General features: G+C 72.0%; 21 protein-coding genes and 1 pseudogene. 4 read left to right on the forward strand and 18 right to left on the reverse strand.

All coding sequences use genetic code 11. From position 1 onward, the window contains the following. Positions 1 to 57 precede the first annotated feature (57 nt). Genes ACFQ53_RS10915 through ACFQ53_RS10935 form a run of 5 tightly spaced genes read right to left on the reverse strand, consistent with a single transcriptional unit; the run spans position 58 to position 5,942 of the window. Positions 58 to 1,224 (reverse strand): cysteine desulfurase family protein, encoded by a 1,167-nt coding sequence (locus tag ACFQ53_RS10915; protein WP_377859538.1) that lies wholly within the window; start codon positions 1,222 to 1,224, stop codon positions 58 to 60. Then, positions 1,224 to 2,084 carry a carboxylating nicotinate-nucleotide diphosphorylase gene (gene nadC / locus ACFQ53_RS10920; RefSeq protein ID WP_377859426.1) on the reverse strand — a complete coding sequence of 287 codons (861 nt, stop codon included), beginning with the start codon at positions 2,082 to 2,084 and terminating at the stop codon, positions 1,224 to 1,226. The genes ACFQ53_RS10915 and nadC overlap by 1 nt, the downstream gene beginning before the upstream one ends. Further along, positions 2,078 to 3,832: an L-aspartate oxidase gene (locus tag ACFQ53_RS10925; RefSeq protein WP_377859428.1), complete on the reverse strand. Its 1,755-nt coding sequence runs from the start codon at positions 3,830 to 3,832 to the stop codon at positions 2,078 to 2,080. The genes nadC and ACFQ53_RS10925 overlap by 7 nt, the downstream gene beginning before the upstream one ends. Next, positions 3,829 to 5,199: a quinolinate synthase NadA gene (nadA, locus tag ACFQ53_RS10930; protein ID WP_377859431.1), complete on the reverse strand. Its 1,371-nt coding sequence runs from the start codon at positions 5,197 to 5,199 to the stop codon at positions 3,829 to 3,831. The genes ACFQ53_RS10925 and nadA overlap by 4 nt, the downstream gene beginning before the upstream one ends. Positions 5,200 to 5,246: 47 nt before the next feature. After that, entirely contained in the window at positions 5,247 to 5,942 is a 696-nt protein-coding gene (locus tag ACFQ53_RS10935; protein WP_377859434.1) for an NUDIX domain-containing protein, read from the reverse strand. Between the two features lie 178 nt (positions 5,943 to 6,120). Between ACFQ53_RS10935 and ACFQ53_RS10940 the strand changes: the two genes are divergently transcribed. Then, positions 6,121 to 6,519, forward strand: coding sequence for a VOC family protein (locus ACFQ53_RS10940; RefSeq protein WP_377859438.1), 399 nt, complete (start codon positions 6,121 to 6,123; stop codon positions 6,517 to 6,519). An 18-nt stretch (positions 6,520 to 6,537) separates the two neighbouring features. Here the strand turns inward: ACFQ53_RS10940 and ACFQ53_RS10945 are convergent, their stop codons facing one another. Both ACFQ53_RS10945 and ACFQ53_RS10950 read right to left on the reverse strand, forming a co-directional pair. Further along, positions 6,538 to 6,975 carry a hypothetical protein gene (locus tag ACFQ53_RS10945; protein ID WP_377859441.1) on the reverse strand — a complete coding sequence of 146 codons (438 nt, stop codon included), beginning with the start codon at positions 6,973 to 6,975 and terminating at the stop codon, positions 6,538 to 6,540. A 132-nt stretch (positions 6,976 to 7,107) separates the two neighbouring features. After that, positions 7,108 to 7,641 carry a hypothetical protein gene (locus ACFQ53_RS10950; protein WP_377859444.1) on the reverse strand — a complete coding sequence of 178 codons (534 nt, stop codon included), beginning with the start codon at positions 7,639 to 7,641 and terminating at the stop codon, positions 7,108 to 7,110. 157 nt (positions 7,642 to 7,798) lie between these two features. Here ACFQ53_RS10950 and ACFQ53_RS10955 point away from each other — a divergent pair, with 157 nt between their 5' ends. After that, a complete protein-coding gene (locus tag ACFQ53_RS10955) occupies positions 7,799 to 8,911 on the forward strand; it encodes a C2 family cysteine protease (RefSeq protein WP_377859447.1) in 1,113 nt (370 codons plus the stop codon). A 93-nt stretch (positions 8,912 to 9,004) separates the two neighbouring features. Here the strand turns inward: ACFQ53_RS10955 and ACFQ53_RS10960 are convergent, their stop codons facing one another. The 7 genes and pseudogenes from ACFQ53_RS10960 to ACFQ53_RS10990 form a co-directional block, all read right to left on the reverse strand. Next, the gene (locus tag ACFQ53_RS10960; protein WP_377859449.1) at positions 9,005 to 10,345 is read right to left on the reverse strand and encodes an acyl-CoA dehydrogenase family protein; all 1,341 of its coding nucleotides are present in this window, start codon (positions 10,343 to 10,345) and stop codon (positions 9,005 to 9,007) included. Beyond that, positions 10,345 to 11,562 carry an acetyl-CoA C-acetyltransferase gene (locus ACFQ53_RS10965; RefSeq protein WP_377859452.1) on the reverse strand — a complete coding sequence of 406 codons (1,218 nt, stop codon included), beginning with the start codon at positions 11,560 to 11,562 and terminating at the stop codon, positions 10,345 to 10,347. The genes ACFQ53_RS10960 and ACFQ53_RS10965 overlap by 1 nt, the downstream gene beginning before the upstream one ends. Before the next feature lie 408 nt (positions 11,563 to 11,970). Beyond that, the gene (locus ACFQ53_RS10970; protein WP_377859455.1) at positions 11,971 to 13,173 is read right to left on the reverse strand and encodes a mandelate racemase/muconate lactonizing enzyme family protein; all 1,203 of its coding nucleotides are present in this window, start codon (positions 13,171 to 13,173) and stop codon (positions 11,971 to 11,973) included. Then, the gene (locus tag ACFQ53_RS10975) at positions 13,170 to 14,531 is read right to left on the reverse strand and encodes an enolase C-terminal domain-like protein (RefSeq protein ID WP_377859541.1); all 1,362 of its coding nucleotides are present in this window, start codon (positions 14,529 to 14,531) and stop codon (positions 13,170 to 13,172) included. Before ACFQ53_RS10975 ends, ACFQ53_RS10970 begins: the two co-directional genes overlap by 4 nt. Before the next feature lie 95 nt (positions 14,532 to 14,626). Further along, positions 14,627 to 15,535: pseudogene (gene garR / locus ACFQ53_RS10980) on the reverse strand (2-hydroxy-3-oxopropionate reductase); the annotation flags it as partial. A gap of 143 nt (positions 15,536 to 15,678) precedes the next feature. Then, positions 15,679 to 17,040, reverse strand: a complete 1,362-nt coding sequence (locus ACFQ53_RS10985) for a gluconate:H+ symporter (protein ID WP_377859458.1) — start codon at positions 17,038 to 17,040, stop codon at positions 15,679 to 15,681. Between the two features lie 33 nt (positions 17,041 to 17,073). Further along, positions 17,074 to 17,958, reverse strand: a complete 885-nt coding sequence (locus ACFQ53_RS10990; protein ID WP_377859461.1) for a dihydrodipicolinate synthase family protein — start codon at positions 17,956 to 17,958, stop codon at positions 17,074 to 17,076. Positions 17,959 to 18,090: 132 nt separating this feature from the next. On the opposite strand from ACFQ53_RS10990, the gene ACFQ53_RS10995 reads away from it, so the two are divergent. Then, entirely contained in the window at positions 18,091 to 18,888 is a 798-nt protein-coding gene (locus ACFQ53_RS10995) for an IclR family transcriptional regulator (protein WP_377859464.1), read from the forward strand. A 48-nt stretch (positions 18,889 to 18,936) separates the two neighbouring features. Here ACFQ53_RS10995 and ACFQ53_RS11000 read toward each other — a convergent pair whose 3' ends face one another. From ACFQ53_RS11000 to ACFQ53_RS11015, 4 genes are read right to left on the reverse strand one after another with little or no spacing between them, the layout of a single operon-like run. Beyond that, a complete protein-coding gene (locus ACFQ53_RS11000; protein ID WP_377859467.1) occupies positions 18,937 to 20,655 on the reverse strand; it encodes an ABC transporter ATP-binding protein in 1,719 nt (572 codons plus the stop codon). After that, positions 20,652 to 21,734: an ABC transporter permease gene (locus ACFQ53_RS11005; RefSeq protein WP_377859470.1), complete on the reverse strand. Its 1,083-nt coding sequence runs from the start codon at positions 21,732 to 21,734 to the stop codon at positions 20,652 to 20,654. The genes ACFQ53_RS11000 and ACFQ53_RS11005 overlap by 4 nt, the downstream gene beginning before the upstream one ends. A gap of 1 nt (position 21,735) precedes the next feature. Next, positions 21,736 to 22,860, reverse strand: a complete 1,125-nt coding sequence (locus tag ACFQ53_RS11010) for an ABC transporter permease (RefSeq protein ID WP_377859473.1) — start codon at positions 22,858 to 22,860, stop codon at positions 21,736 to 21,738. Next, a complete protein-coding gene (locus ACFQ53_RS11015) occupies positions 22,857 to 24,497 on the reverse strand; it encodes an ABC transporter substrate-binding protein (RefSeq protein WP_377859476.1) in 1,641 nt (546 codons plus the stop codon). Before ACFQ53_RS11015 ends, ACFQ53_RS11010 begins: the two co-directional genes overlap by 4 nt. 224 nt (positions 24,498 to 24,721) lie before the next feature. Between ACFQ53_RS11015 and pdxH the strand changes: the two genes are divergently transcribed. Continuing rightward, the gene (gene pdxH / locus ACFQ53_RS11020) at positions 24,722 to 25,450 is read left to right on the forward strand and encodes a pyridoxamine 5'-phosphate oxidase (RefSeq protein ID WP_377859479.1); all 729 of its coding nucleotides are present in this window, start codon (positions 24,722 to 24,724) and stop codon (positions 25,448 to 25,450) included. The last annotated feature ends 202 nt before the right edge of the window (positions 25,451 to 25,652 follow it).

The raw sequence follows: 25,652 nt of genomic DNA on the forward strand, positions 1-25,652 counted from the left end.
TGCTTCCAGGCGCTGGGCGCTGACGTCTGGCGCTGCGTGCTGAGCTCCGAGCACGCCTCACCGCTCCCGCAGCACCGACTCCACCGCAGCGGTCGCGGCCCCCAGGGTCTGCGCGTCGGCGCCGCGGGGGAAGCTGAAGCGCACGGCCGTCTGCGCCACCTCGCGCGGGACGCCCAGGGCCGTGAGCACGTGCGAGGGCTCGTCGCTGCCTGCCGCGCACGCCGAGCCGCTCGAGGCGATGACCCCGTGCTCCTCGAGGTCCAGCAGCACGGACTCGCCGCTGGTCCCGGGGAAGCAGAAGGAGGCGTGGCCGGGCAGTCGCCGGTCCGGCCGCTCCGTGGCCGACGGACGATCCACCCTCGCGACCTCCGCCGTCGGCCCCGTGGCCAGCGCTCCCTCGTAGGCAGCGAGGACGCGCGCGATGAAGGCGTCGCGGAGCGGTGCGAGCCGAGCTGCCGTGTCCTCGCGTTCGCACTCCGCGAGCTCGAGCGCAGTCGCGAGCGCGACCGCGAAGGCGACGTTCTCGGTGCCCGAGCGTCGACCGGCCTCCTGCCCACCGCCGTGGACGAGCGGTTCGAGGGGCAGGCGGCCGCGGATGATCGCGGCGCCGATACCCTTGGGCGCGCCGAGCTTGTGGCCCGAGATCGTCAGCGCGTCCGCGCCGAGCCCGCGCAGGTCGAGCCATCCGGCCGCCTGGACGGCGTCGGTGTGCAGGAGCGCGCCGACCCGGTGCGCCTCCTCGACGAGCGCCAGCACGTCGGAGATCGCTCCCACCTCGTTGTTCGCGTATGCGAGGGACACCAGGGTCGTGCCCTCCCTCAGCACCTCGCGCAAGGCCTCCGGCGCGATCGTCCCGTCCGCCGACGGGTTCACGAAGGAGACCTCGAAGCCGTGCAGGCGCCGCAGGTGATCGATGCTGCCGAGGACGGCCTCGTGCTCGATGGGTGAGGTGACCAGGTGCTTCCCGCGCGGGTTCGCGAGCGCCAACCCCTTGATCGCGAGGTTCGCGGCCTCGCTGCCGCCGCTGGTGAAGGTGACGTCGCTGCGGCGAGCCTCCAGCACCGCCGCGATCCGGGAGCGGGCGTCGGCGAGACCCGCGGCGGCGGCCTCCCCTGCGCTGTGGTGGCTCGAGGGGTTGCCGAACACGCCGGTCAGGTAGGGCCACGCGGCCTCGAGGGCTTCGCGCCGCACCGCGTCGGTCGCGGCGGCGTCGAGATACAGCATCACCGGGCGGCGCTCACCGTCGCGTCGAGCCCCAGGTCGAGGCTGCGCACCGAATGGGTGAGGGCACCGGAGGAGATCACGTCGACGCCCGTGCGGGCGATGTCGCCGACGGTCTCGAGGGTGACGTTGCCGCTGGCCTCGACGATCGCCCGGCCGCCGACGATCTCCACGCCGCGCTCGAGGTCGGCGAGCGAGAAGTTGTCGAGCATGATGACGTCGACGCCGCCGTCGAGCACGGGCTCGATCTGGTCGATGCGATCCACCTCGACCTCGAGCCGCGTCATGTGCCCGAGGCGCTCGCGGGCGGCGCGGATCGCCTCGGTGAGGTCGAGGCCCTGGCTGCGCAGCACCGCGAGGTGGTTGTCCTTGGCCATCACGCCGTCGGAGAGGGAGAAGCGGTGGTTCACGCCGCCGCCGCAGCGCACCGCGTGGCGCTCGAGGGCGCGCAGGCCGGGAGTGGTCTTGCGGGTGTCGGTGATGCGCGCGCCGGTCCCCTCGACCGCGTCGACGAAGGTGCGGGTGAGGGTCGCGATGCCCGACATGCGCTGGGCGAAGTTCAGGGCGATCCGCTCCGCCTGGAGCACGGCGCGCGCGGGCCCCTCGATCTCGGCGAGCACCTGGCCGGCGGTGAAGGAGTCGCCGTCGGCGGCGCGTGCGGTGACCTGGATCGAGGGGTCGGTGAGCCGGAAGGCCGCGCCGGCGACGTCGATGCCTGCGAGCACTCCTGCCTCGCGGGCGGTGAGCTGCGCCGTGGCGTGGGCGTCCGCAGGGAGGAAGGCCTCGCCGGTGGCGTCGCCCCAGGGCGCGTCCTCGGCGAGCGCCGCGGCGACGACGCGGTCGATGTGGGCGGTGGTCAGCATGCGTGGACCTCCTGGAGGGTGCGGGCGGCGGGAGCGGGAACGGGTGGGGCCGACGGGGCGGAGATCGACGAGCTCTGAGCCATCGCCTCTGCGGCCGACGGGTCGTCGAGCCGGTGGTGGGCGCCCGCGGAGGCCGTGCGGGCGCGGGCCGCGGCGACCGTGAGGCGGGCGAGATGCAGGAGATTGCGATCCTCGATCGGCGCCACGGTGCTGGGCGTCGCGGCGGACCAGCCGTCCAGGACACGGGCGGCGTGCGCGAGCCGATCGCCCGTGCGCAGCAGCCCCACGTGCTCCCACATGAGCTCCTGCAGGTCGCGGCGTGTCCATGCGGGCCCCGCTGCAGGCGCCGCGGCGAGCGCCGCGAGGGCTGCGGCAGGTGGTGCGTCCGACTCAGCGTCCGACCCAGCGGTCGTCCCAGCGGCCTCGACAGCCGCGATCTCTCCGGCGCGCGCACCGAACACGGCGCCCTCGAGCAGGGAGTTCGAGGCCAGGCGGTTCGCGCCGTGCACGCCGGTGCAGGCGCACTCCCCCGCGGCGAACAGGCCCGGGAGACTCGTGCGCCCGTCGAGGTCGGTGCGGATCCCGCCCATCGCGTAGTGCGCGGCCGGGGTCACCGGGATCGGTTGGGATCCCCAGTCGAGCCCCGCCGCGCGCACGGCAGCGTCGATCGTCGGGAAGCGTCGGGAGAGCTCGGCGCGGCCGATGTCCGTCGCGTCCAGCAGGACGGGGCGCCCATGCTGAGCGGCCATGACGCGGGCGATGGCCCGGGCGACCACGTCGCGGGGCGCGAGCTCGGCGCGCGGGTCGATGTCGGGCATGAAGCGCCGGCCCTCCGCATCGCGCAGGACGGCGCCCTCTCCGCGCACGGCCTCGGAGACGAGGAAGCCGCTCCCGGTGAGGGCCGTGGGGTGGAACTGCACGAACTCGAGGTCGGCGACGCGCGCGCCTGCGCGCCAGGCGGCGGCGACGCCGTCACCCGTGGCGACCTCGGGGTTCGTGGTGTGGGAGAAGAGCTGCCCGGCGCCGCCGGTCGCGAGGACCACCGCGCCTGCACGGACCTCGAGCGGGGTCCCGTCGGCCATGAGGAACGCGGCGCCGACGGCTCGGGGCGCGTGCCCGTGCTCGCCACGGTTCGCGGATTGATACTCCTCGTCCCGGGCAGCGGGACAAGACGTTCCCGCGGGAACGTCCGGGGTGTCAGAAAACATTGCGGAGTCGTGACCGGAGGGGGCATTGCTCGGCGCGGCGACCAGCAGATCGACGAGCGCCGTCTGCTCGAGCACCTCGATCGGCGCGCGTCGAACCGCCCGGACCAGGGCGTCCTCGATCGCCCGACCGGTCGCGTCCCCTCCCGCGTGCAGGATCCGGGGCCGCGAGTGGGCGCCCTCCAGGCCCATCGCGTACGGGAGCCCGGGCTTCTCGTCGTCCCCCTCGACCCGGTCGAAGGCGACGCCGAGGTCGATGAGCTCGCGGATCCGCACCGGACCCTCCTCGCAGAGCACGCGCACGGCGTCCTCGAGGCACAGGCCCGCCCCCGCGATGAGCGTGTCGGCGGCGTGCTCGTCGGGCGAGTCGTCCCGATCCAGGGCTCCGGCGATCCCTCCCTGGGCCTTCGCGGTCGCCGAGGCGTCGATCGCCCCCTTGGTCACGAGCAGCACGCGGGAGGTGCGGGCGGCGCGCAGGGCCGCCGTCAGCCCTGCGATGCCGGAGCCGACGACGAGCACGTCGGCCCGCAGGGCGCGGGTCATGCGCGTGCGGCGTCGGCCGACGTGCCGGTCCGGTCCGTTCTCGGCTTCGCGGCGAGCATGCGCTCGAGGGCGAGGCGGGCGGGATCGGCGACGTCGGGGCCGACGGTGATGCGGTTGATGACCTCGCCCTCGAGCAGGGACTCGAGCGCCCAGGCGAGGTAGCCCGGGTGGATGCGGTACATCGTCGAGCACGGGCACACCACGGGGTCCAGGCAGAAGATCGTGTGCTGCGGATGCTGCGCGGCCAGGCGCTGGACGAGGTTGATCTCGGTGCCGATCGCGAAGGTCGTGGGCTCCTCGGCCGCCTCGATGGCCTTGCGGATGTAGTCCGTGGAACCCGCCTCGTCGGCCGCATCGACCACGGGCATGGGGCACTCGGGGTGGACGATCACGCGCACACCGGGGTGCTCCGCGCGGGCCTTGTCGATCTGGGCGGTGGTGAAGCGCTTGTGGACCGAGCAGAAGCCGTGCCAGAGCACGACCCGGGCGTCGCGCAGGGCCTGCTCGTCGTTGCCGCCGAGCGGGCTGCGCGGGTTCCACATCGGCATCTGCTCGAGCGGGATCCCCATCGCCTTGGCGGTGTTGCGGCCCAGGTGCTGATCGGGGAAGAACAGGACGCGTCGGCCGCGGGCGAAGGCCCACTCGAGCACGGTCGCCGCGTTCGAGGAGGTGCACACGATCCCGCCGTGGCGGCCCACGAAGCCCTTGATCGCCGCGGAGGAGTTCATGTAGGTCACGGGGATGACCGGGGCGAGGACGTCGTCCGCGTCGGCCGCGCCCGCTCCGTCGGCGGCGCCGGGCCCGTCGGTCCCGCCGAGCTCGTCGGCGTAGACCTCCATGAGCTGCTCCCAGCACTCCTCGACCTGGTCGATGTCGGCCATGTCGGCCATCGAGCAGCCGGCGGCGAGGTTCGGCAGGATGACCGCCTGCTCGGGGCCGGAGAGGAGGTCTGCGGTCTCGGCCATGAAGTGCACGCCGCAGAAGATGATCGCCTCCGCCTCGCGGCGGGCCTTCGCGGCGTTCGCGAGCTGGAAGGAGTCGCCCACGTAGTCGGCGTACTGCACGACCTCGTCGCGCTGGTAGAAGTGGCCGAGGACCACGACCCTGTCCCCCAGCTCGGCCTTCGCGGCGCGGATGCGCCGGTCGAGCTCCTCGCGGCTCGCCTGCCGGTAGCGCCCGGGGATGCCGCCCTGGCGGGGCGCGGCGCCCGGGATCGGGTCGGCCTGGGAGGCGCCGGGGCCGTAGGTCGAAGGACCGGCGTCCACGTCCCACGGCGCGTCCAGCAGCGCGGTCGAGCACGTGCTGCCGCGGGCGGCGCCCGTCGAGATGTCGCGGATGGTGAGGTCGACCGAGGCGGTGGTGGTCATCGGGTTCTCCAGGGTGTGCGGTGGGGCGAGGGGGCGATGGGTGCCGGTCAGAGGCCGGTGAGAGGTCCGTTGTCGGCGAGGTGGATGGACTCGTCGTGGCGGAAGAGCTGCGCGGGGCGATGACGGCCGCCGGCGCGGTACTCGCCCGTGGCGACGAGGCGCCCGCTCGCCTCCATCTGACGACGGAAGTTCGCGGGGTCCAGGCGCCGGCGCAGCACGGCCTCGTGGACGGCGCGCAGCTCGGCGAGGGTGAAGGCCTCCCCCAGGAAGGCCGCGGCGATGCGGGAGTACTCGACCTTGTTGCGCAGGCGCCACAGCGCGTACTCGACGATGAGCGAATGGTCGAAGGCGAGCTCGGGAAGCTCGTCCGCGACGAACCAGCGCACGTTGACCGACTCGAGGCTCGCGTCGGCCTCCTCGGAGCGCACCAGCGCCCAGTAGACGACGGAGACGGTGCGGTCCGCGGCCGAGGGCGCGCGGTCCAGGCTCCCGAAGGCGTAGAGCTGCTCGAGATAGCGCGGGGTGAGCCTCGTGGTCTCCCGCAGGGTCCTGCCCGCCGATGCCGCGAGCCCCTCGCTGGCGCCGAGCGGACCACCAGGAAGTGCCCATTTTCCCTGGTGAGGGTCGCGGATGCGGCGCACGAGCGGGACCCAGAGCACCGGCAGACGGGTGCTGGGATGGGGCCGCAGCGCGAAGATCACCGTCGAGACGGCGAGGGAGACGGGATCGGCCACAGCGGTCACCTCCAGTTAAAGTCATGCGGACCTTTACGGTTGCGGAGACCTTATGGTCGCCATGACCCGAACACGGGTGCTGTGACGCGGCGCTGTGACCGCCGTCACCGAACGGGTGACTCTAAGTCGAGGCCCGTCGACGGCAATCCCCTTGCCGCCCGCGCGCCCCCCGGCGTTCGATGGGGCCATGACGAGCTATGTCTCCCATACGTCCATCGACTGCGCGAACGCGTTCGAGCTCTCGGAGTTCTGGAAGAGGGTGCTCGGGTACGCCGACGATCCCGAGGACCCGAACTTCCCGGGCCACGAGGAGTGCGCGATCCACGATCCCGAGACCGGACACACCCTGCTGTTCCTCGAGGTGCCCGAGGCGAAGTCCATCAAGAACCGCCTGCACCTGGACCTGCGCCCGCGTCGCGACCCGCAGGACCAGGAGCTGGCGCACCTGCTCGAGCTGGGCGCGACGCAGGTGGCCGATCTGCGCGGCATCCACGGCCCCGGCAGCGGCTGGGTGGTCCTGGCCGATCCCGAGGGCAACGAGTTCTGCATCCTGCACTCGGACGAGGAGATCGCCGCGATGCGGTGACCGGGCGCTTCGGCCGCCTCACCCTCGCGGTCTGGGCTTCCACGTCTCCCACCAGTGCCGGCGGACGGCGCGCTCCGCACGGCGCCTGGCCGCGTCCATGTACGCGGTGAACGCAGCGTCGTACACGGAGGACGGCAGGACGAGGTCTGCGCGCGAGACGTCCCTCTCCCGCAACTGCGCACCGAGGAACCCCGGAATCTGCCGCACGCCGATGCGACCGGGCACCGCACGGCGGACCCGTGCGCCCTCGGCGGTGAGCAGCATCCCCCAGTCCTCGTCGACCGAGGCCAGGCCGGTACCCACGAGAACGGCGGCCGCGCTCTCGATCCGCTCGCGGGAGGGGACGTCGGTCTGCAGCATGTCCCACCCCGAGAGCAGGGACCGGTCGACGGATGTCGGACGCTTCTCGTCCAGCAGCGTCATCAGGGTGGCGGCGTCATCGACATCGAGATCCATGGCGGCAGTATCCCCGTGAGCAGCATCGACCGCGAGGCGATCGCCGCGGATGTCGGCGTCCGCGGACGGTGTCCTGCATAGCTTCGGGGCCCTCGGCCTCGCTTCGAAAACCTCCGCCTCGCGTCGAGGACCTCAGCCCGCGTCGAGTGCGGAGCAGTCTCCGGCCGCGTCGACCGTGACCGCGAGCTCCGCGTATCCCTTCGAGCGGAAGCTGAGGGTGGTGCCCTCGGCGGTGCTCGAGGTGGTGAGCCAGCCGCCCTTCCCGCCTGTCGGTGCCAGGGCGGCCGGGAGTCCATGGGCGGCGAGCGCCGCGGTCAGGGCGTCGGCGATGCGCTGGTGATCCTCGGGGTCCTCGCCGAGGTAGGCGTCGCAGCGGCGCGTGGGGGACGTCCATCGGCATCCCCCGTCGCGCGGCTCGGTGCCGGCAGGCGACGCGTCGCTCCAGTCGTGACGTCCGAAGGCATCGTCGAGCGCCTTCTGCGCGTCCTCGAGCAGGGTGCGTCCCGCGTCGACCGCGTCCTGAGGTTCCTTGGTGCTCGTGGGCATGGTGGTCTCCTCCTGCGCGGGATAGGTTCCCCGGCACGCTGCCGTCACCGTGGAGACCATGGCCGCGCCGAGGATCAGCGCCGTTCGCCGCCCGGGCGTCCTGCGCAGGTGCTCGGCCATCGCTCCTCCTGATCTGCGGCCCGGCCGGGCCGCTCGGACAAGTCTCATCGGGCCGCCCCTCCCCCGCAAGCGCGCGCCATGGGGAGAAGTGCCCATCGACCGTCGACGACGTCGTCCGTAGTGTTCCGCCAGAGGCCGCATCCGACAGGGGGACCAGATGACTTTCCTCGGTGCCGACACCGAAGCGCTCGCGGCGTGGTCCGTGACCGCCGAGCGGGCTCGCACCCGCCTTTCTGCCCTCCTGACCGGCCTGGACGCCGCGGTCGACAGTGCGAACTGGACCGGCCCTGACGCGCGCGCGTTCCGCGCCGACTACGAGGCGCGCATCCGCCGCGCCGGGGCGGAGACGGCCGAGCGCCTGGCCAACCTCGGTCGCCGCGCCGCCGACGAGGCCAGGGAGCAGGATGCGGCCAGCGCGGTCGACGGATCGTCCGAAGACTCCGGAGCATCCGGGGCACCCGGCGACGCGGGCGACATGTCATCGCCCGGGCGCACCGATGACAGCGGCGCGCCTCAGCCCGTGCCGGAGCAGATCCAGCACGACGTCGACGACCCGGCGGCGATCGCGCGGGATGCGGCGGACGTGACGCAGGGCGGCATGGGGGACTGCTACTTCCTCGCCTCGGCCGCGGCGGTCGCGCAGACGAATCCCGATTTCATCGAAAAGAACGTCTGGTTCAGCGACGGGAAGTACCACGTCCGGTTCTACGAGAAGGGGTTCTGGGGCAACACCGAGGAGAAGGTCGTCGACGTGGATCCCCAGGTCGCGGAGCACGGTGCAAGACGCTCCGACGGCAGCATCTCGACGATGTCCGTCTACGAGACCGCCTACGCGCAGCAGCAGGGCGGGTACGACCGTATCGAGGACGGTGGCCACGCGCAGGACGCGCTGTTCACGATCACCGGCAAGGAGCCGACGACCACGGACGAGGAGCCCTCGGTCGACGAACTGCGCCAGGACCTGAAGGACGGCAAGGTGGTCGTCGCCGACACGGGCCCCCGCGACGGCGAGGGCGGCATCTTCGACTCCGAGTCCTGGGACGACAAGGACGGCCCCGTGCCCCGTGACACCGTCTCCACGCACCAGTACGTGGTGACGGGCGTGACGGACGACGGTCATGTCGAGCTGCAGAACCCGTGGGGCCCCGACGGCGGCTACCAGGAGGGAGACAGCGTGAAGAAACCCGGCACCCTGCTCCTCACCGAGGACGAGTACCGCGAGCGGTTCCAGAACGTGACGGTCGCCGAGGACCCCGATCCCGAGCACTGACGTTCCTCGCGCGTCGACCAGGAGCGCCGTCTCGCGTCGGCGCGGCGCGCCGCGTGCGGGTCCGCCGAGCCTGCATGCGGACCCGCACGCGTCTCACACGAAGGCGCTGACCCCGGTCACCTTCCGACCCACGATCAGGGACTGCATGGTGTCGGTGCCCTCGTAGGTGTGGAGGGCCTCGATGTCGCTGCGGTGGCGCACCACGCGGTTCTCGAGCAGGATCCCGGAGCCACCCAGCAGGTCGCGGGCGTTCGAGGCGATCTCTCGCGCGGCGCGGGTGTTGTGCACCTTGGCGAGCGACGCCTGCTCGGGGCTGATCGCCCCCGCGGTCTCGAGCTCGGCGAGGCGCGTGCAGTACAGCTGCATGGAGGTGAGGGTCTGCAGCATGTCCGCGAGGCGCACCTGCACGTTCTGCGCCTTGGCGAGGGGCCGGCCGAACTGGATGCGGGTGCGCGCGTGCTCGAGGGCGGCCTCGTAGCACGCGGTGGCGTGCCCGAGGGCGCCCCAGGCGACGCCCGCGCGGGTCGCGAACAGGACCTTCGAGGTGTCCTTGAAGGAGCGTGCGCCGGGCAGGCGCGCATCCAACCCCACGCGCACGTCGTCCAGGCGGATGTGCGCCTGGTGGATGGCGCGCAGGGCGACCTTGCCGGTGATGACCTCGGCCTCGTAGCCGGGGAGGTCCTGGGCGACGAGGAACCCGGAGACCTGGCCGTGCAGCGTCTCGTCGCTCGGGTCGTCGACGCGCGCCCAGACCACGGAGACGTGGCCGTTCACGCCGTTGCCGATCCAGCGCTTCTGGCCGCTGAGCACCCACTGGTCGCCGTCGCGCCGGGCGGTGGTCTCGAGCGAGACGGAGTCGGAGCCGTGGTCGGGCTCGGTGAGGGCGAAGGCGCCGAACTCGCGGCCGGTGGCCAGGGGCTCGACCCAGCGCTCCTTCTGCGCGTCGGAGCCCAGCAGCACGATCGAGCGCAGGGCGAGACCGCCCTGGACGCCGACCATGGTGCCGAGCGACCCGTCGATGCGGGAGAGCTCCATGTTCACCAGGCCCGCCGCGAGCGGGCTGAGCGCGCGGTGCCCGGGGACGTCGAGGCCGTCGGTGAGCAGGTCGAGGTCGCCGAGCTTCGCGATCAACTCCGTCGGGTACTCGGCGCGGTCCCATGCCTCGCTCAGGTGCTCGAGGTCCTCCGCGAGGCGGCGGGCGTCGGCCCATGCCGCCAGGTCCTCTCCGGCGACCTCCTGGAAGAGGGCGAAGTGGTCGGCCTCGATCGGCAGCAGCTCGGCCGGGGTCGCGGCGGTCGGGTCGGGAGCCGAGACGACGGGGCCGGGCCCGATGCCGGTCGCGGCGTCGCCGGCGCGCTCGGAGCGGGCGGCGCCAGCGTCGGTGCTCGGGGCCGGAGGGGTCTGGGGCTGGCCGGGGTGGTCGGTCGTGGTCATCAGGACATCCTCTCGAGGATCAGGGCCATGCCCTGGCCGCCGCCGACGCACAGCGTGGCCAGGCCCAGCGCGCCGTCGCGCTCCTGCAGGCCGTGGATGAGGGTGGTGGTCATGCGGGCGCCGGTCTGGCCCCAGGGGTGGCCGAGCGCGATCGCGCCGCCGTGGACGTTGAGCTTGTCGTGGTCGATGCCGAGGTCGTCGGCCGAGGGGATGACCTGGGCGGCGAAGGCCTCGTTGAGCTCGACGAGGTCGATGTCGTCGATGCTCATGCCGGCGATGTCGAGCGCGCGACGGGTGGCCTCGACGGGGCCGAGGCCCATGATCTCCGGGCTGAGTCCGGAGACGCCGGTGGAGACGACCCGCGCGAGCGGGGTGAGGCCGAGCTCGCGGGCGCGCTCGTCGGACATGACGACGAGCGCCGCGGCGCCGTCGTTCAGCGGGCAGCAGTTGCCCGCCGTGATCGTCCCGTCGGGCCGGAAGACGGGGTCGAGCTGGGAGACGGACTCGTAGGTGACGCCCGCGCGCGGGGAGTCGTCGGCGGAGACGACGGTGCCGTCGGGCAGGGTGACCGGCGTGATGTCGCGGTCGAAGAAGCCGGAGGCGATGGCCGCTTCGGCGCGGTTCTGCGAGCGCACCGCGTACTCGTCCTGCGCCTCGCGGGTGATGCCGCGAAGCTCGGCGACGTTCTCGGCGGTCTGGCCCATGAGGATGTACGGGTCGGGCAGGTCGCCGTCCTCCCGCGGGTCGTGCCACGGGGCGGGGATCTCGCGGCTCGCGCGCTTGTCGGTGCGCTCCCAGGCGTCGCGGAACAGCGGGTCTCGGTCGTCCTCCTCCATGAGCTTGCCGCTGCTCATGGAGATGGACTCGACGCCTGCGGAGATGACCGTGTGCGCCTCGCCCGCGCGGATCGCGTGGAAGGCGGTGCGCGTGGTCTGGATGCTCGAGGCGCAGAAGCGGGTGACGGTGGCGCCGGGCACGGTGTCCAGGCCCAGGCGGATGGCGACGGTGCGGGCGAGGTTGCCGCCCTGGTAGCCCTCAGGGATCGCGCAGCCCAGCTGCAGATCGTCGATGGTGGCGGGGTCCAGGCCGGGGGCCTGCTCGAGTGCCGCCCCGATCATCTGCCCGGCGAGGTCGTCGGGGCGGATCGAGACGAGAGAGCCCTTGCGGGCGCGGCCGATGGGCGAGCGGGCAGCGGCGACGATGACGGCCTCGGGCACGGTGTCTCCTTCGACGGGTGTGGGGGCGCCGGCCCCGGGCCCGACGGAGGTGCCGCGCGCAGGCGCACCGCCGAGCGGATACCGATACCGGCCGTTCCTGATACTAACGGTTTCAGGTACCCGTGCCAATCAGCGCGAAGCGAGGCGGGCGGAGCGGGGCGGCGCGCGGACCGGTCATCCGGTCGACGAACTCGGCCCCGCGCCGACGGACCCCCTCCGTCGCGCGGGGCCGATCGTCCGCTCCCCACCGGGCATCAGCCCGATCCCCCGTGGGGGCATCTCGAACACTAGGTCCGACCACCGACATCCGACCATGGGGAGAAGTCCCCATCGACGCTGGTCATGCTCGAGACCTGCCGGGCGGGGCTCGCAGGCTCCGCGGGGGTGCCAGGCGCGGCATCGGCGCCATCAGCGGCCGAGCGTCACCGTGTCGCGGGTCAGTGCGCGGCAGCGCTCGGAGAGGGTGATGCCGAGCCCGGGCCGCTCGGGCACGAGCATGCGCCCGTCCTTCGTCTCCAGTCGCTGCTCGAAGAGGGGATCCAGCCAGTCGAAGTGCTCCACCCACGGTTCGCGCGGGTACGCGGCCGCGAGGTGCAGATGGATCTCCATCGCGAAGTGGGGAGCCAGCTGGAGACCGGCGTGATCGGCGAGGGCCGCCAGGCGCAGGAACTGCGTGATCCCGCCGACGCGCGGCGCGTCGGGCTGGATGATGTCGCATGCCCGCGCGTCGATCAGCCGCACGTGCTCGGCGACGGAGGCGAGCATCTCCCCCGTCGCGATGGGGGTGTCAAGGGTGTCGGCGAGGTGCTTGTGCCCCTCGACGTCGTAGGCGTCGAGCGGCTCCTCGATCCAGACCAGGTCGAACGGCTCGAGCCACCGCCCCATCCGCAGCGCCGTGGTGCGGTCCCACTGCTGGTTCGCGTCGACCATCAGCGGCGTGTCCGGACCGATCGTCTCGCGCACGGCGCTGACGCGCGCCCGGTCGACGGCCGCATCGGGGTGCCCGACCTTGATCTTGATGCCGCCGATCCCGGCGTCGAGCGAACGCGCGGCGTTCTCCCGCACCTCCTCGAGCGGGGCGTTGAGGAACCCGCCCGAGGTGTTGTAGGTGCGCACGGAGTCGCGGTGCGCACCGAGCAGTCCGGCGAGCGGGAGCGAGGCCCGCTTGGCCTTCATGTCCCACAGCGCGATGTCGAGCGCGGCGAGCGCCTGGGTGGCCAGGCCCGAGCGCCCCACGGACGCGCCCGCCCACAGCAGCCTCTCGTACAGGCGAGGGATCGCGGAGGGATCCTCCCCGATCAGCAGGTCGGCGACCTCCTTCGCGTGGGCGTACTGGGCAGGGCCACCGGCACGCTTGGAGTACGAGAAGCCGATGCCCTCGAGGCCCTGCTCGCTGCGGATCTCGGCGAACAGCAGCACCACTTCGGTCATGGGGCGCTGCCTGCCGGTGAGCACCTTCGCGTCGCTGATCGCCGTGGGCAGCGGCAGGACCACGCTCGAGAGCGTCACGGAGCGGATGCGGTCGCCCGCACCCGACGCCGTGGGCCGGCCCGTCGCCGCGGGGTCTCCCGTCACCGCAGGGCCCGTCCCCGTGGTCGTCTCGGATGTCATCGTGCCTGCTCCTGGGTCTGGGCGGCACCGGCCGCCGATGTCTCGTCGCGCACGAGGCACGGCCGCGTCGGGTCGAAGGACCAGCCCGGGACGAGGTACTGCATCCCAGCCGCATCGTCCCTGCCGCCGCTCCCGGCGACCCGTTCCCGGTACAGGGCGTGCGCCGCCTCCAGCCGCTCGCGGTCGATCTCCACCCCCAGTCCGGGCACCGCCGGGTCGACGCGGATCTCCCCGGCGCCGATCTGGGGTGGCGCGGCGGTGAGCTGCTCGACCCCTTCCTGCCAGATCCAGTGCGTGTCCAGCGCGTTGTACTCCCCGGGGGCGGCCGCGCCGCAGTGAGCGACCATCGCGAGGGACACGTCGAAGTGGTTGTTCGAGTGGCATCCCCAGGTGAGCCCCATGTCGTGGCACAGCTGCGCGACGCGCACGGACCCCTCCATCGTCCAGAAGTGCGGATCCGCGAGCGGGATCGAGACCGATTGCAGGGCGATCGCATGCGTCATCTCGCGCCAGTTCGTGGCGACCATGTTGGTCGCGGTGGGGAGCCCGGTGGCGCGCCGGAACTCCGCGAGGACCTCGCGGGAGGAATAGCCGTCCTCGGCGCCGCACGGGTCCTCGGCGTAGGCGAGGAGCCCCTGCGCGTCCCGGCAGAGGTCGATCGCCTCGGCCAGGGACCAGGCGCCGTTGGGGTCGAGCGTGATCCGGGCGTCCGGGAAGCGCTGCTTCAGCGCCCTCACAGCCTCCATCTCCTCGGCTCCCGAGAGCACGCCGCCCTTGAGCTTGAAGTCCTGGAAGCCGTAGCGCTCAAAGGCCGCCTCGCCGAGCCGGACGATCGCCTCCGGGGTCAGCGCCTCCTCGTGGCGCAGCCGGTGCCACGGGTCGTCGGCCTCCGGCTCGCGCAGGTAGTCGAGATCCGTGCGGTCGGGGTCGCCCACGTAGAAGAGGTACCCGAGGGTCCTCACGGACTCCCGCTGCTGCCCCGCTCCGAGCAGGGCGGCCACGGGCAGCCCGGTCCACTTCCCCATCAGGTCGAGCATCGCGGCCTCGATCGCCGTGACGGCGTGCACCGTGGTGCGCTGGTCGAAGGTCTGGGAGCCGCGACCACCGGCGTCGCGCTCCGCGAACTCCTCGCCGATCCGGCGCAGCACGTTCCGACGGTCGGCCAGGTTCGCGCCCTCGACCAGGTGACGGGCGTCCTCGAGCGTGCGCGTGATCGCCGAGCCGCCGGGGACCTCGCCCACGCCGGTCTCCCCGCGCGAGTCCGTGAGCAGCACGATGTTCCTCGTGAACAGCGGCCCGTGGGCGCCGGAGAGGTTCAGCTCCATGCAGTCGCGCCCGGCCACCGGGAACACCTCCATCCGGGCGATGGTGGGTGCGGAGGCCGACCCCGCTGCGGGCGCGGCCGTTCCGTCCTCCCGGGCACGGCCGCTTCGCGAGGGGCTCTGCACGGCGCTCATGCGGAGATCCGTCGGTCGGCGAGCTTCTCGAAGTACGTCGCCAGCGCGGAGTGGTCGTCCCGCGCGTGCCCGTCCACGGAGATCGCGGTCATCATCTCCCGCACGGCGGCCGTGAGCGGCAGAGCCGCTCCGCTGTCGTGGCCGGTGCTCAGGGCGTTCTCGAGGTCCTTGATGTGCAGGTCGATGCGGAATCCGGGGGCGTACTCCCCCGCGAGCATCTTCGGAGCCTTCTGCTCCATGACCTTGGACCCGGCGAGGCCGCCGCGGATCGCATCGATCACCGAGGCGGGATCGACGCCGGCGCTGCGGGCGAGCACCGCGGCCTCGCCCAGGACCGCGATGTTCACCGCCACGATCGCCTGGTTCGCGAGCTTGGCGATGTTGCCGGCGCCGATCGGGCCGACACGGGTCACGGAGGCGCCCATGATCTCGAGGATCTCGCGAGCGCGCTCCACGTCGGCCTCCGCGCCTCCCACCATGAACGCGAGCGTCCCGGCGATCGCCCCGGGCTCCCCTCCGGAGACCGGGGCGTCGAGCATCGCGACGTCGTGCTCGGCGAGCTGCGCGTGCAGTCGGCGGCTCACATCCGGAGCGATCGAGCTCATGTCCACCAGGAGCGTCCCCGCGGACGCACCCTCGGCGACGCCGTCCTCACCGAGCACGACGGCCTCCACATCGGGACCGTCGGGGAGCATCGTGAGCACGATGTCCGCGCGCTCGGCGACCTCTCGAGGGCTCGCGGCGGTCGCCGCTCCAGCGGCCGCCAGGTCCTCCATGGCCGCGTCCGAGCGGTTGTGGACGACGAGCTCATGGCCCGCCGCCAGCAGGTTCTTGGCCATGGGGCGTCCCATGATCCCCAGTCCGATGAATCCGATCGTCATCTCAGGCGGTTCCTTCCTCTGCGGCCGGGATCCTTCCCGGCTCCTGTCTTGTGCGTTCGTGTGTTCGCGTCAGGTCGTGCGTTCGGTCAGGTGCTGCGCTCGGTCAGGTGCTGCGTTCGATCGTGTCGTGCGGTCGTGGCGTCGGCCGCGGCGGCCGACGGAGATACTCAGGCGGGGACCACGAGGCTCAGCAGCATCACGCCGCCTAGCCCGAGGAGCGCGAGCACCGTGGTATAGCTGGTGCGGGTCTTGATGGCATCGGTGAGATCGAGGTTGAAGTACTCCTTGAAGAGCCAGAATCCGGGATCGTTGACGTGGCTGAAGGCGATGGACCCGCAGGCCGTCGCGAGGACGGCGAGCTCCGGGGAGACGCCGCCGGCAGCGACCAGCGGCGCAGCGATGCCGGCTGCGGTGGCGACCGCCACCGTCGCCGATCCCAGTGCGATGCGCAGGATCACCGCGATGAGCCAGGCCAGCACCAGGGGGTTCACCGACCAGCTCCCGGTGACGTCGGCGATGTAGTCACCCACGCCGGCGGCGGTGAGCACCTCCTTGAAGGAACCGCCTGCGCCGACCACGAGGATGATCATCGCCATCGCCTTGGCGCCGCCTCCCATGGAGCTGGCGACCTCGACGAGGCTGTGCCCCAGCCGCGGCCCCAGCGCCCACGTGGCGATCACCAGCGAGACCAGCAGGGCGACCGTGGGCTCGCCGATGAAGCGGATCGCCGATCCCACGGCGCTCTCGCCCGGCGACGCGAGGTCGTACACCGCTCCTCCCGCGATCAGCACCACGGGGATCATCGCGACGACCACCGACAGCGCGAGCGACGGCATCTCCTCCTCGGCGAACTCCTTGTCCGAGACCAGCCCCTCCGGGATCGAGGGATCCAGACGGCGCACGAAGGACAGGCGCGGCCAGATCATCGCGATCAGGGCGCCCGCGGGCAGCGCGATCACGAGTCCCAGCAGCAGCGTGGTTCCGATCGAGGCGCCGTAGAGCCCGGCGACGGCCGTCGGCCCCGGGTGCGGCGGCAGGAAGCTGTGCATCGTGGACAGCGTGATCGACATCGGCAGTGCGATCCACAGCAGCCGCTTGCCGGTGGTGCGCACCAGGGTGAAGGCGACGGGCACGATGATGATGAAGGCGACCTCGTAGAACATCGTCCCGCCGATGATCACGGAGGTGGCGATCATCGCCCACTGGACCCCGCGCTCCCCGAAGGCGCGTGTGAGGGAGAGGGCGATGCGCTGGGCGGCGCCGGCGTCCCCCAGGACGCGGCCGATCATGGCGCCGAGGCCGATGACGATGAGCGTCGAGCTGAGCTGGCCGCCCAGCCCGTCCTCGATCAGCGCCGGGATCGCCTCGACGCCGGCGCTCTTGCCGTCGTGGACGAGGTTTCCGGTCGCTGCCGCCCACAGCCCCACGAGGGCGGAGACGAGCAGGAGGGCGACGAAGCCGTTGAGCTTCAGGCGCGTCATCAGCAGGATCAGGAGCACGACCGCCAGGGCGACGATGACCAGGGGCATGGGATTCCTTCCTCAGCAGGGGTGAGCGAGGGCTCAGAGGGCCGACAGGGTGTCGACGACCTCGCGCAGCTCCTCGCGCAGGGCGGGATCGACCTCGCGCGCGGGGGCCGCGCAGCTGCCGGCATCGACGCCGGCCAGACGCAGTCCCTCCTTGAGGACCAGGGGGAACGTCGCGCGGTCCACGAGCACGCGCAGCGCGCCGAGCGCTGCCTGGAGCTCTGCGGCGCGAGCTCCGTCGCCGGCGCGGAAGGCGTCGTAGATGCCCGCGACGACGCGGGGCACGACGTTGCCGGTGGAGGCGATGGCGCCGTCGGCTCCGGCCTCGAGCGCCGGGAGGATCCGGGCGTCCATCCCCATCAGCACGCAGAAGCCCTCCGGCCGCTCGGCGAGGATCCGCCGCACGCGCCCCAGGTCCCCCGCGGAGTCCTTGAGCCCGATGATCCCGTCGACCTCCGAGAGCCGCAGGACCGTCTCGACCTCGAGCTGCACGTGGGTGCGACCGGGATTGTTGTAGAGGACGACGGGAAGATCGGTGCTGCCGGCGATCGTGCTGAAGTGCTCGACGAGCTCGCCCTGGGTGGGCGTCATGAAGTACGGGGTGAGGACGGACAGGGCCACCACCCCGCCCACCGACTCGACCATGCGCGCGGTGCGGATGCAGTCGCGGGTGGTGATCTCGCTCGCGCCCGCATAGATCGGCACCCGTCCGGCGACGTGCTCGACCGTGATCTCGACGACCCGTCGTTTCTGCCGGTCGTCGAGCGCATAGATCTCGCCGCTGCTCCCGAGGATGAACACCCCGTGGGATCCGCCGTCAATCACATGGTCGAGCACGTGGCGGAGGGAGTCCTCGAGGAGTTCACCCTCCTCGTCGAGCGGGGTGACCAGGGCCGGGATGCTGCCGTGAGGACTGCTCATGCTTCTGCTCCGATGCAGGGGGACGATGTGCCGCCCCTACGTTCACATATGTGGACACCAATACACAAGAGTGTCTGCGCGCTTCGTCAGGGAATCGTCGCCTCTCCACCGGACGGCGGCTACGATCGGCCCATGGGGAAGAACGAGCAGCCCGAGGCGCCCGGGCCGTCCGGGTTCCGCGAGGTGAAGTCCGCCGCGAGGACGCTCGAGGTGCTGGAATACCTCGCCGGTCGACAGGGCATGCTCACGCGCCTGCGCGAGGTCGCCGATGCCCTGGGGGCCCCGCGCTCGTCCACCTACGCCCTGCTCCAGACCCTGGTCGCGTGGGGCTGGGTCCAGACCGAGCCGACGGGGACCTACTACTCCATCGGGATCCGTGCCCTGCTCGCCGGCACCAGCTACATCGACCGCGATCCGCGGGTCCGCCTGGTCCACCCCATCCTGGCCGACGTCTGCTCGACCCTCGGGGAGACGGTGCATCTCGCGCGGCTGGACCGGGATCAGGTCGTCTACCTCGCCACGGTCGAATCCCATGAGTACACGCGCGTCATGCCGCGGGTGGGCCGCCGCCTGCCCGCCGTGCACACCTCACTGGGCAAGGCGATCCTGGCCGAGAACCCTGCCGCCGTGCCTGCGCAGATGGCACCGGCCCTCACCCGGCATTCGCACACCGGGATCGCCGCGCTCGAAGCGGATCTCGACGCCGCACGCGAGAGCGGGCACGCCGTGGACGACCAGGAGAACACCGAGGGACTGCGGTGCTTCGGCTTCGCGCTGCGCTACGACGACCCGGTGGTCGACGCGATCAGCTGCTCGGTGCCCATGGGGCGCCTCACGCCCGAGCACGAGGCCCGCATCATCGAGGTCATGGAATCCGCACGATCCCGGATCGAGGACTCGGCGCCGGTGGTCGCGACGCCGATCACCTGACCGGGCCGTGGAGGAGGAGCCCCGACCGCGCTCGCCCCGCCCCCTGTCTCATCCCTGCGCGCGGCCGAACTCCTGGGCGAAGGCGAGACGGCGGCGCTCCTGCTCGACGGGATCGGGCACCGGCAGCGAGGCGATCAGGCGCCTCGTGTACGGGTCCTGCGGGTCCTGCAGCACGTCCGGGCCATGCCCCTGCTCCACGAGACGGCCGCGGTAGAGGACGCCGATGCGGTGGGCGAGGGAGTCGACGACCGCGAGGTCGTGGCTGATGAACAGCGCCGCGAAGCCCAGGCGCTCCTGCAGGTCGCGGAAGAGCTCGAGCACCGTGGCCTGCACGGACACGTCGAGTGCGCTCGTCGGCTCGTCGGCGATGAGGAGCTCGGGATCCAGCACCAGGGCGCGGGCGAGCGACACGCGCTGGCGCTGCCCGCCCGAGAGCTCGTGCGGGTAGCGGCGGCGGTGCCCGGCGGGCAGCTCGACGGCCTCGAGCAGCTCCCCCACCTTCTGCGAGCGCGCCTGCGCGGACATGCCGCGCTCGTGCACGGCGAGCGGTTCGGCGATGCACTCCTCGATGGTCAGGTGGGGGTTGAAAGAGGTCGCGGGGTCCTGGAAGACGAAGCCGATGCGGCGCCGCACGGGCTTGAAGGCCCGCTCGCGCAGGCCCAGCATCTCGTGGCCCAGCACCGTGAGGCTGCCGCCCGTCGCCTTCTCCAGGCCCGCGATGGTGCGGCCGATCGTGGTCTTGCCCGAGCCGGACTCCCCCACCAGGCCGAAGACCTCTCCGCGGCGGATGGCGAGATCCACCCCGTCGACCGCGCGGAAGGCGGGCCGTCCCAGCCGGCCGGGATACTCGATGACCAGGTCCTTCGCGGTCACCAGCGGCTCCGCGGACTCGATCGTCTCCTGCTGCGCGCGGGACAGGGCGCTCCAGGCGCTGCGCCGCCCCAGGTGCGGGACGGCCTCGAGCAGCTTCCGCGTGTAGTCCTCACGGGGCTCGGCGAAGAGCTCGCGCACGCCCGCCTGCTCGATCACGCGGCCGTGGTGCATGACGGCCACCCGGTCGGCGAGGTCGGCGACGACCCCCATGTTGTGGGTGATGACGATGATCGAGGTGCCGAAGCGGTCACGCACGTCGCGCAGCAGGTCCAGGATCTCGGCCTGCACGGTGACGTCGAGGGCGGTGGTGGGCTCGTCGGCCACGATGAGCTCGGCCTCGAGGGCCAGCGCCATCGCGATCATGATGCGCTGCTTCTGCCCGCCGGAGAACTCGTGCGGGTAGCGGTCGATGCGCTCGGCCGGGTCGGGGATGCCGACGGCCGTGAGCGCCTCGATGGCCTTCGCGCGGATCTGCTTGCGCGTCAGCTTCGGCTGGTGGGCGCGCAGCCCCTCCCCCATCTGCCACCAGATCGGGAACACCGGGTTCAGGGCGCTCGAGGGCTCCTGGAACACCATCGAGACGTCCTCGCCGCGCAGCGCACGCAGGCGCGCGCCGCTGAGGCCGACGACGTCAGTGCCGGAGACGAGCACGGCGCCGGACTCCTCGGCGGTCTCCGGGAGAAGGCCCAGGATGCTGCGGGCCGTGACGGACTTGCCCGAGCCGGACTCGCCGACGACGGCGAGGATCTCGCCGGGGGCGACGTCGAGGCTGACGCCGTCGACGGCGTGGACCTCCCCGGCGTCGGTCGCGAAGGTGACGTCGAGATCGCGGATCGCGAGGCGCGCCGGAGCGCCCGCGGACCCGTTCGTGCGCTCGTCGAGGGTCTCGCTCATGCCGTGGCCTCCGTCGAGGTGGTTCCCGCGGGGCCGGTGGGCCCGGCGTCGGTGCGCCGTCCGCCGCCCCGCCGTCTGCGCCGCACGCGCAGGCGCGGGTCGTTGAGGTCGTTGATGGACTCGCCCACGAGGGTCACGCCGAGAACGGCGGCGACGATCGCGAGGCCCGGGAACAGGCCGGTCCACCAGATGCCGGAGGTCGCGTCGGCCATGGCCCGGTTGAGGTCGTAGCCCCATTCGGAGGCGCTCGTCGGCTCGATGCCGAAGCCCAGGAAGCCCAGCGCGGCGAGGGTCAGGATCGCCTCGGAGCTGTTGAGGGTGAAGATCAGCGGCAGGGTGCGGGTGGCGTTGCGCAGCAGGTGCGTGCCCATGATGCGCCGGTGCCCGGTGCCGATGACCTTCGCGGCCTCGACGAAGGGCTCGGCCTTCAGCCGCACCACCTCGGCGCGGATGACCCGGAAGTACTGGGGCACGAACACCACGGTGATCGAGATGGCCGCGGCGAGGATGCCGCCGCCCGCGCTCGACTGGCCGCCGGAGATCACGATCGACATGACGATCGCGAGCAGCAGGGAGGGGAACGCGTAGATCGCGTCGGCCAGCATCACCAGGATCCGGTCGAGCCAGCCGCCCACGTAACCGGAGATCAGCCCGAGCGCGACCCCGATGAACAGGGACAGCACCACGGCGCACGCCATCACGGCCACAGCCGTCCGCGTGCCCCAGATGACGCGCGAGAGCACGTCGTAGCCGGCGACGGTGGTGCCCAGCGGATGCGCGCCCGACGGCGGATGCTGGGTGCCGAAGGAGGCGCCGTCGGCCGAGGTCTCGGCGAAGCCGTAGGGCGCGAGCAGCGGCGCGAACAGCGCCGTCGCCAGCAGGCCGAGCACGAGCACGAGGCCCGCGACGAGCATGCCCCGCTGCAGGCCGACGCTGCGGCGCAGATGGCTGATGATCGGCAGGCGCAGGTACCAGCGCTCGCGGGCCGTGGCGGCGACGACGGCGGCCTCGGCGGCGAGCTCGGTGCCCTCCTGGCCGGAGGGGGACTCTCCGGGAGGCTGGGGCGGGGGGATCGTCATCTCAGTACCTCACTCGGGGGTCGATGAGGGCGGCGATCACGTCGACCAGGAAGTTCGAGATCGCGACGATGACCGCGAGCATCATGACGATGCCCTGCACGGCGACGTAGTCGCGGGCGGTCATGTACTCGGCGAGCATGTAGCCCAGGCCCTTCCACTCGAAGGTGGTCTCCGTGAGCACGGCGCCGCCCAGCATCATCGCGATCTGCATGCCCATCACGGTGATGATCGGGATCAGGGCGGGGCGCAGGGCATGGCGGGTGGTCAGTCGCGACTCGCGCACGCCGCGGGAGCGGGCGGAGTCGACGTAGGGCATCTCGAGGGTGCCGATCATGTTGGTGCGCACCAGGCGCAGGAAGATCCCGCCGGTGAGCAGGCCCAGCGCGATCGCGGGCAGGATCGCGTGGCTGACGACGTCCCACAGCAGCGAGGCGTCACCCAGCCGGATCGCGTCCAGCAGGTAGAACGGGGTGGGGTTCAGGATCTTCCCCATCGTCAGCTCGCCCCGGCTGGAGATGCGCCCGGCCACCGGGAGCCAGCCCAGGCCCACGGAGAACACGAGCTTGAGCAGCAGGCCCACGAAGAACACCGGGGTCGCGTACCCGAGGATCGCGAGGACGCGCAGGGCGAGGTCGCCCCAGCGGTCCCGGGCGCGGGCCGCGAGCATGCCGAGCGGCACCCCGATCACGAGCGCCACCACCACCGCGTAGACGACGAGCTCCGCGGTCGCCCCGCCGTACTCCGTGAGGATCTTCGCCACCGGCGTGCGGTCGGTGTAGGTGGTGCCGAAGTCGCCGCGGACCACGCCCCACAGGTAGTCGAGGTACTGGATGATCAGCGGCCGGTCGTAGCCGGCCTCGGCGCGGCGCTGGGCGAGCTGATCAGGGGTCAGGCGCCCGCCGAGGGCCGCGGTGATCGGGTCGCCGGTGATCCGCATGAGGAAGAAGACGACCGTCATCAGGATCAGCACGGTGGGGATGATCAGCAGGAAGCGCGTGAGGATGTAGCGGCCCAGTCCCCCGCCGCCGCGCCGGCCGCGGCGGGCGGTCGCGGAGGGGGCCGACGAGCCCGACGGGCCCGCGTCGGCCGGTTCGTCCGTGGCGCTGCGCGTGAGGTCCGCGGTCACGGGGCGAGCGGCGCGAGGCGGAGCTTGAAGGACGAGTCGAGGGTGACGCCCTGCAGGTCCTTCGTGGACACGGCGATCTGGGCGCCCTGCAGCAGCGGCAGGGTCGAGACGTCCGTGGCCACCTTGTCCTGGATCTCGACGAAGAGCTTCTCGCGCTCGGCGGCGTCCTGGGTGCCGCGCTGCTGCTCGATGAGCTTCTGCACCTCGGCGTCGTCGTAGTGGTTGGCCAGGAAGTTGTCCTTGATGAAGAACGGCGAGAGGTAGTTGTCGGCGTCCGAGTAGTCGGGGAACCAGCCCAGCTGGTACGCCGGGTAGACGTCGGCCGTGCGGTCCTTGGAGTACTGGACCCACTCGGTGGACTGCAGGTCCACGGCGAACAGGCCGTCGGCCTCGAGCTGGGACTTCACGGCCGCGTACTCGTCACCCGAGGAGCTGCCGTAGTGGTCGGGGTTGTACTGCAGGTTGAGCTTCACGGGGGTCTCGACGCCGGCGTCGGACAGGCGCTTCTTCGCCTTCGCCGCGTCGGGCTTGCCGGAGCCGTCGCCGTACATGGTCTTGAACTGGTCGCCCGCGCCCGGCAGGCCCTCGGGGATGTACGAGTACAGCGGGGTGTACGTGTCCTTGTAGACCGAGGTCGCGATGGCCTGGCGGTCGATGAGGTCCGCGGCGGCCTGCCGCACGGCCTGGGCCTTCTTCGCGTCGGCGTCCTTCGTCTTCGCGCCGTAGGGCATGGTGTCGAAGTTGAAGACGATGTAGCGGATCTCGCCGCCGGGGCCGTCGTGCACCGCGACCTTCGAATCCTTCTTGAGGTCCTCGATGTCCGTCGCCGAGAGCGAGCGGAACACGCAGTCGACGTTGCCCTGCTGGATGTCGAGCTTCATGTTGTTCTGGTCGGCGTAGTACTTCAGCGACACGTCCGAGGTCTTCGGCTTCCCGTAGATCCCCTTGTAGTCGTCGAAGGCCTGGAAGGCGACCAGCTCGTTGAGCTTCCAGCTGGCGATCTGGTAGGCGCCGCTGAAGGCCTTGCCCTTGACGATCTCGTCGTCCGCGAGGACCTTGTCGGCCGGGAAGACGTCCTTGTCGACGATCGGGCCGGCGGGGCTGGTGAGCACGTAGGGGAAGGTCTGGTCGTTGGGCTCCTTGAGGTGGAACTCGACGGTGAGGTCGTCCTTGGCCTCGACCGATTCGAGGTTCGCGAGCAGACTCGAGGGGCCGTTGGGGTCCGCGATCGCGAGCTGGCGGTCGAAGGTGTGCTTCACGTCCTCACTGGTCAGCTCGTTGCCGTTGGCGAAGGTGAGGCCCTCCTGGAGCTTCACGGTGAACACGGTGTCCGAGGTGAACTCGGCGGACTCGGCGAGGTCCGGCTCGGGCTTGCCGTCCTTCGAGCCGATCTTCGTGTTCAGCAGGTAGCCGTAGACCTGGGTCCACACCGTCGAGGAGCCGTTGTCGTACGCCGCGGCCGGGTCGAGCGCGGTCACCTTGTCGGTGGTGCCGACGGTGAGCGAGCCCGACGAGTCCCCGCCACCGCCGTCGCCGCCGTCGTCGCTGGTCTGGGCGCAGGCGGTCAGCAGCACCGGGACGCCGGCGAGACCGAGCAGCACGGTGCGGCGGCGAGGAGTGAGAGCTGCGTCGAACATGGAGATCCTCCGATGGGGGTGACGGGGGCGGGGCGGGCGCTGGGCGCGAATGTGACCTGTGCCCCACGGCGCATGGTGGACGGAAACCTAGCACTCGGCGCGCGCGAGGGTCGCGTCCTGTGCACGAAGGGTCGATCCCGTGGCCGAATCGTGACGTGGGGCAGGGTCGGCAGCGCCCGGCGGACCGTGTTGCGCGCGGCGGCCCGCAGGCGTACTCATGGGGCATGAGCGACTCGCACCCCGTCCCGGACCTGGCGGACGACCGCAACGACTACCTCGGCGGCTCCCTTGCCGACGCCGCCCCTGCGGACCCGATGGGGCTGTTCGACGTCTGGATGCAGGAGGCGTTCACGCGCCGCGAGGAGCGCGGCGACCTGCCGGATCCCACGGCGCTCGTGCTCTCCACCGTCGACCGCTCCGAGGACGGCGACGCCCGCCCCCGCTCGCGCACCGTGCTGCTGAAGGCGCACGACGCCGCAGGCTTCGTGGTCTATACGAACAAGGACTCCGCGAAGGGCGAGCAGATCGCCGCCGACCCATGGGCGACCATGCTGTTCCCCTGGTACCCGCTGCAGCGACAGGTGCGGGTCGACGGGCGCATCGAGGACGTGGCCGACGCCGAGTCCGACGCCTACTGGGCGCGTCGCCCGCGCGCCTCCCAGCTGGGCGCCTGGGCCTCCCACCAGTCCCGCGAGATCGGTGCCCGCGAGGAGCTCGACGCGCAGTACGCCGAGGTCGAGGCTCGTTTCGCCGACGAGGAGCAGATCCCCCGTCCCCCGCACTGGGGCGGGTACCGCCTCGTGCCCGACCGCATCGAGTTCTGGCAGGGCCGCGGCGGCCGCATGCACGACCGCATCGTCTACCGGTGGGCCGACGGGGCCGCGGCGGCGGACGGCTCGGGATCCGCCGCTCCCTCCGCGGGCGCCTGGGAGCGCGTGCGCCTGCAGCCGTGACCTCCGGGCTTCCCTCCCGCAGGATCGGTTCCCCGGGACCGGTTCCGCGGTGACCCCGCAGTTCGGGCACCCGGTGCTCACTCCCCGGTAGGGCGCGCGCCTCCGAGGGATCCACCCGCGGTCCGAGCCGCAGGCGACCGCGGAGCGATGTGCAGGATGCCCGCGCGGCGCGAGCCTTGAGGCATGTTCTTCGACGACCTGC

This window comes from Brachybacterium sp. NPDC056505 (genome assembly GCF_042794925.1).
GTDB lineage: Bacteria > Actinomycetota > Actinomycetes > Actinomycetales > Dermabacteraceae > Brachybacterium > Brachybacterium kimchii.

Excerpts from the sequence above, each read along its gene's own strand:
- ACFQ53_RS10940 (WP_377859438.1), top strand. The coding sequence starts at position 6,121 with ATGACGAGCTATGTCTCCCATACGTCCATCGACTGCGCGAACGCGTTC.
- pdxH (WP_377859479.1), top strand. The coding sequence starts at position 24,722 with ATGAGCGACTCGCACCCCGTCCCGGACCTGGCGGACGACCGCAACGAC.
- ACFQ53_RS10970 (WP_377859455.1), bottom strand. The coding sequence starts at position 13,173 with ATGACATCCGAGACGACCACGGGGACGGGCCCTGCGGTGACGGGAGAC.
- ACFQ53_RS11000 (WP_377859467.1), bottom strand. The coding sequence starts at position 20,655 with ATGAGCGAGACCCTCGACGAGCGCACGAACGGGTCCGCGGGCGCTCCG.
- nadA (WP_377859431.1), bottom strand. The coding sequence starts at position 5,199 with ATGACCACCACCGCCTCGGTCGACCTCACCATCCGCGACATCTCGACG.
- ACFQ53_RS10915 (WP_377859538.1), bottom strand. The coding sequence starts at position 1,224 with ATGCTGTATCTCGACGCCGCCGCGACCGACGCGGTGCGGCGCGAAGCC.
- ACFQ53_RS10995 (WP_377859464.1), top strand. The coding sequence starts at position 18,091 with ATGGGGAAGAACGAGCAGCCCGAGGCGCCCGGGCCGTCCGGGTTCCGC.
- ACFQ53_RS10950 (WP_377859444.1), bottom strand. The coding sequence starts at position 7,641 with ATGGCCGAGCACCTGCGCAGGACGCCCGGGCGGCGAACGGCGCTGATC.
- ACFQ53_RS10925 (WP_377859428.1), bottom strand. The coding sequence starts at position 3,832 with ATGACCCGCGCCCTGCGGGCCGACGTGCTCGTCGTCGGCTCCGGCATC.
- ACFQ53_RS10955 (WP_377859447.1), top strand. The coding sequence starts at position 7,799 with ATGACTTTCCTCGGTGCCGACACCGAAGCGCTCGCGGCGTGGTCCGTG.
- ACFQ53_RS11015 (WP_377859476.1), bottom strand. The coding sequence starts at position 24,497 with ATGTTCGACGCAGCTCTCACTCCTCGCCGCCGCACCGTGCTGCTCGGT.
- ACFQ53_RS10975 (WP_377859541.1), bottom strand. The coding sequence starts at position 14,531 with ATGGAGGTGTTCCCGGTGGCCGGGCGCGACTGCATGGAGCTGAACCTC.
- ACFQ53_RS10945 (WP_377859441.1), bottom strand. The coding sequence starts at position 6,975 with ATGGATCTCGATGTCGATGACGCCGCCACCCTGATGACGCTGCTGGAC.
- nadC (WP_377859426.1), bottom strand. The coding sequence starts at position 2,084 with ATGCTGACCACCGCCCACATCGACCGCGTCGTCGCCGCGGCGCTCGCC.
- ACFQ53_RS10990 (WP_377859461.1), bottom strand. The coding sequence starts at position 17,958 with ATGAGCAGTCCTCACGGCAGCATCCCGGCCCTGGTCACCCCGCTCGAC.
- ACFQ53_RS10960 (WP_377859449.1), bottom strand. The coding sequence starts at position 10,345 with ATGACCACGACCGACCACCCCGGCCAGCCCCAGACCCCTCCGGCCCCG.
- ACFQ53_RS11005 (WP_377859470.1), bottom strand. The coding sequence starts at position 21,734 with ATGACGATCCCCCCGCCCCAGCCTCCCGGAGAGTCCCCCTCCGGCCAG.
- ACFQ53_RS10985 (WP_377859458.1), bottom strand. The coding sequence starts at position 17,040 with ATGCCCCTGGTCATCGTCGCCCTGGCGGTCGTGCTCCTGATCCTGCTG.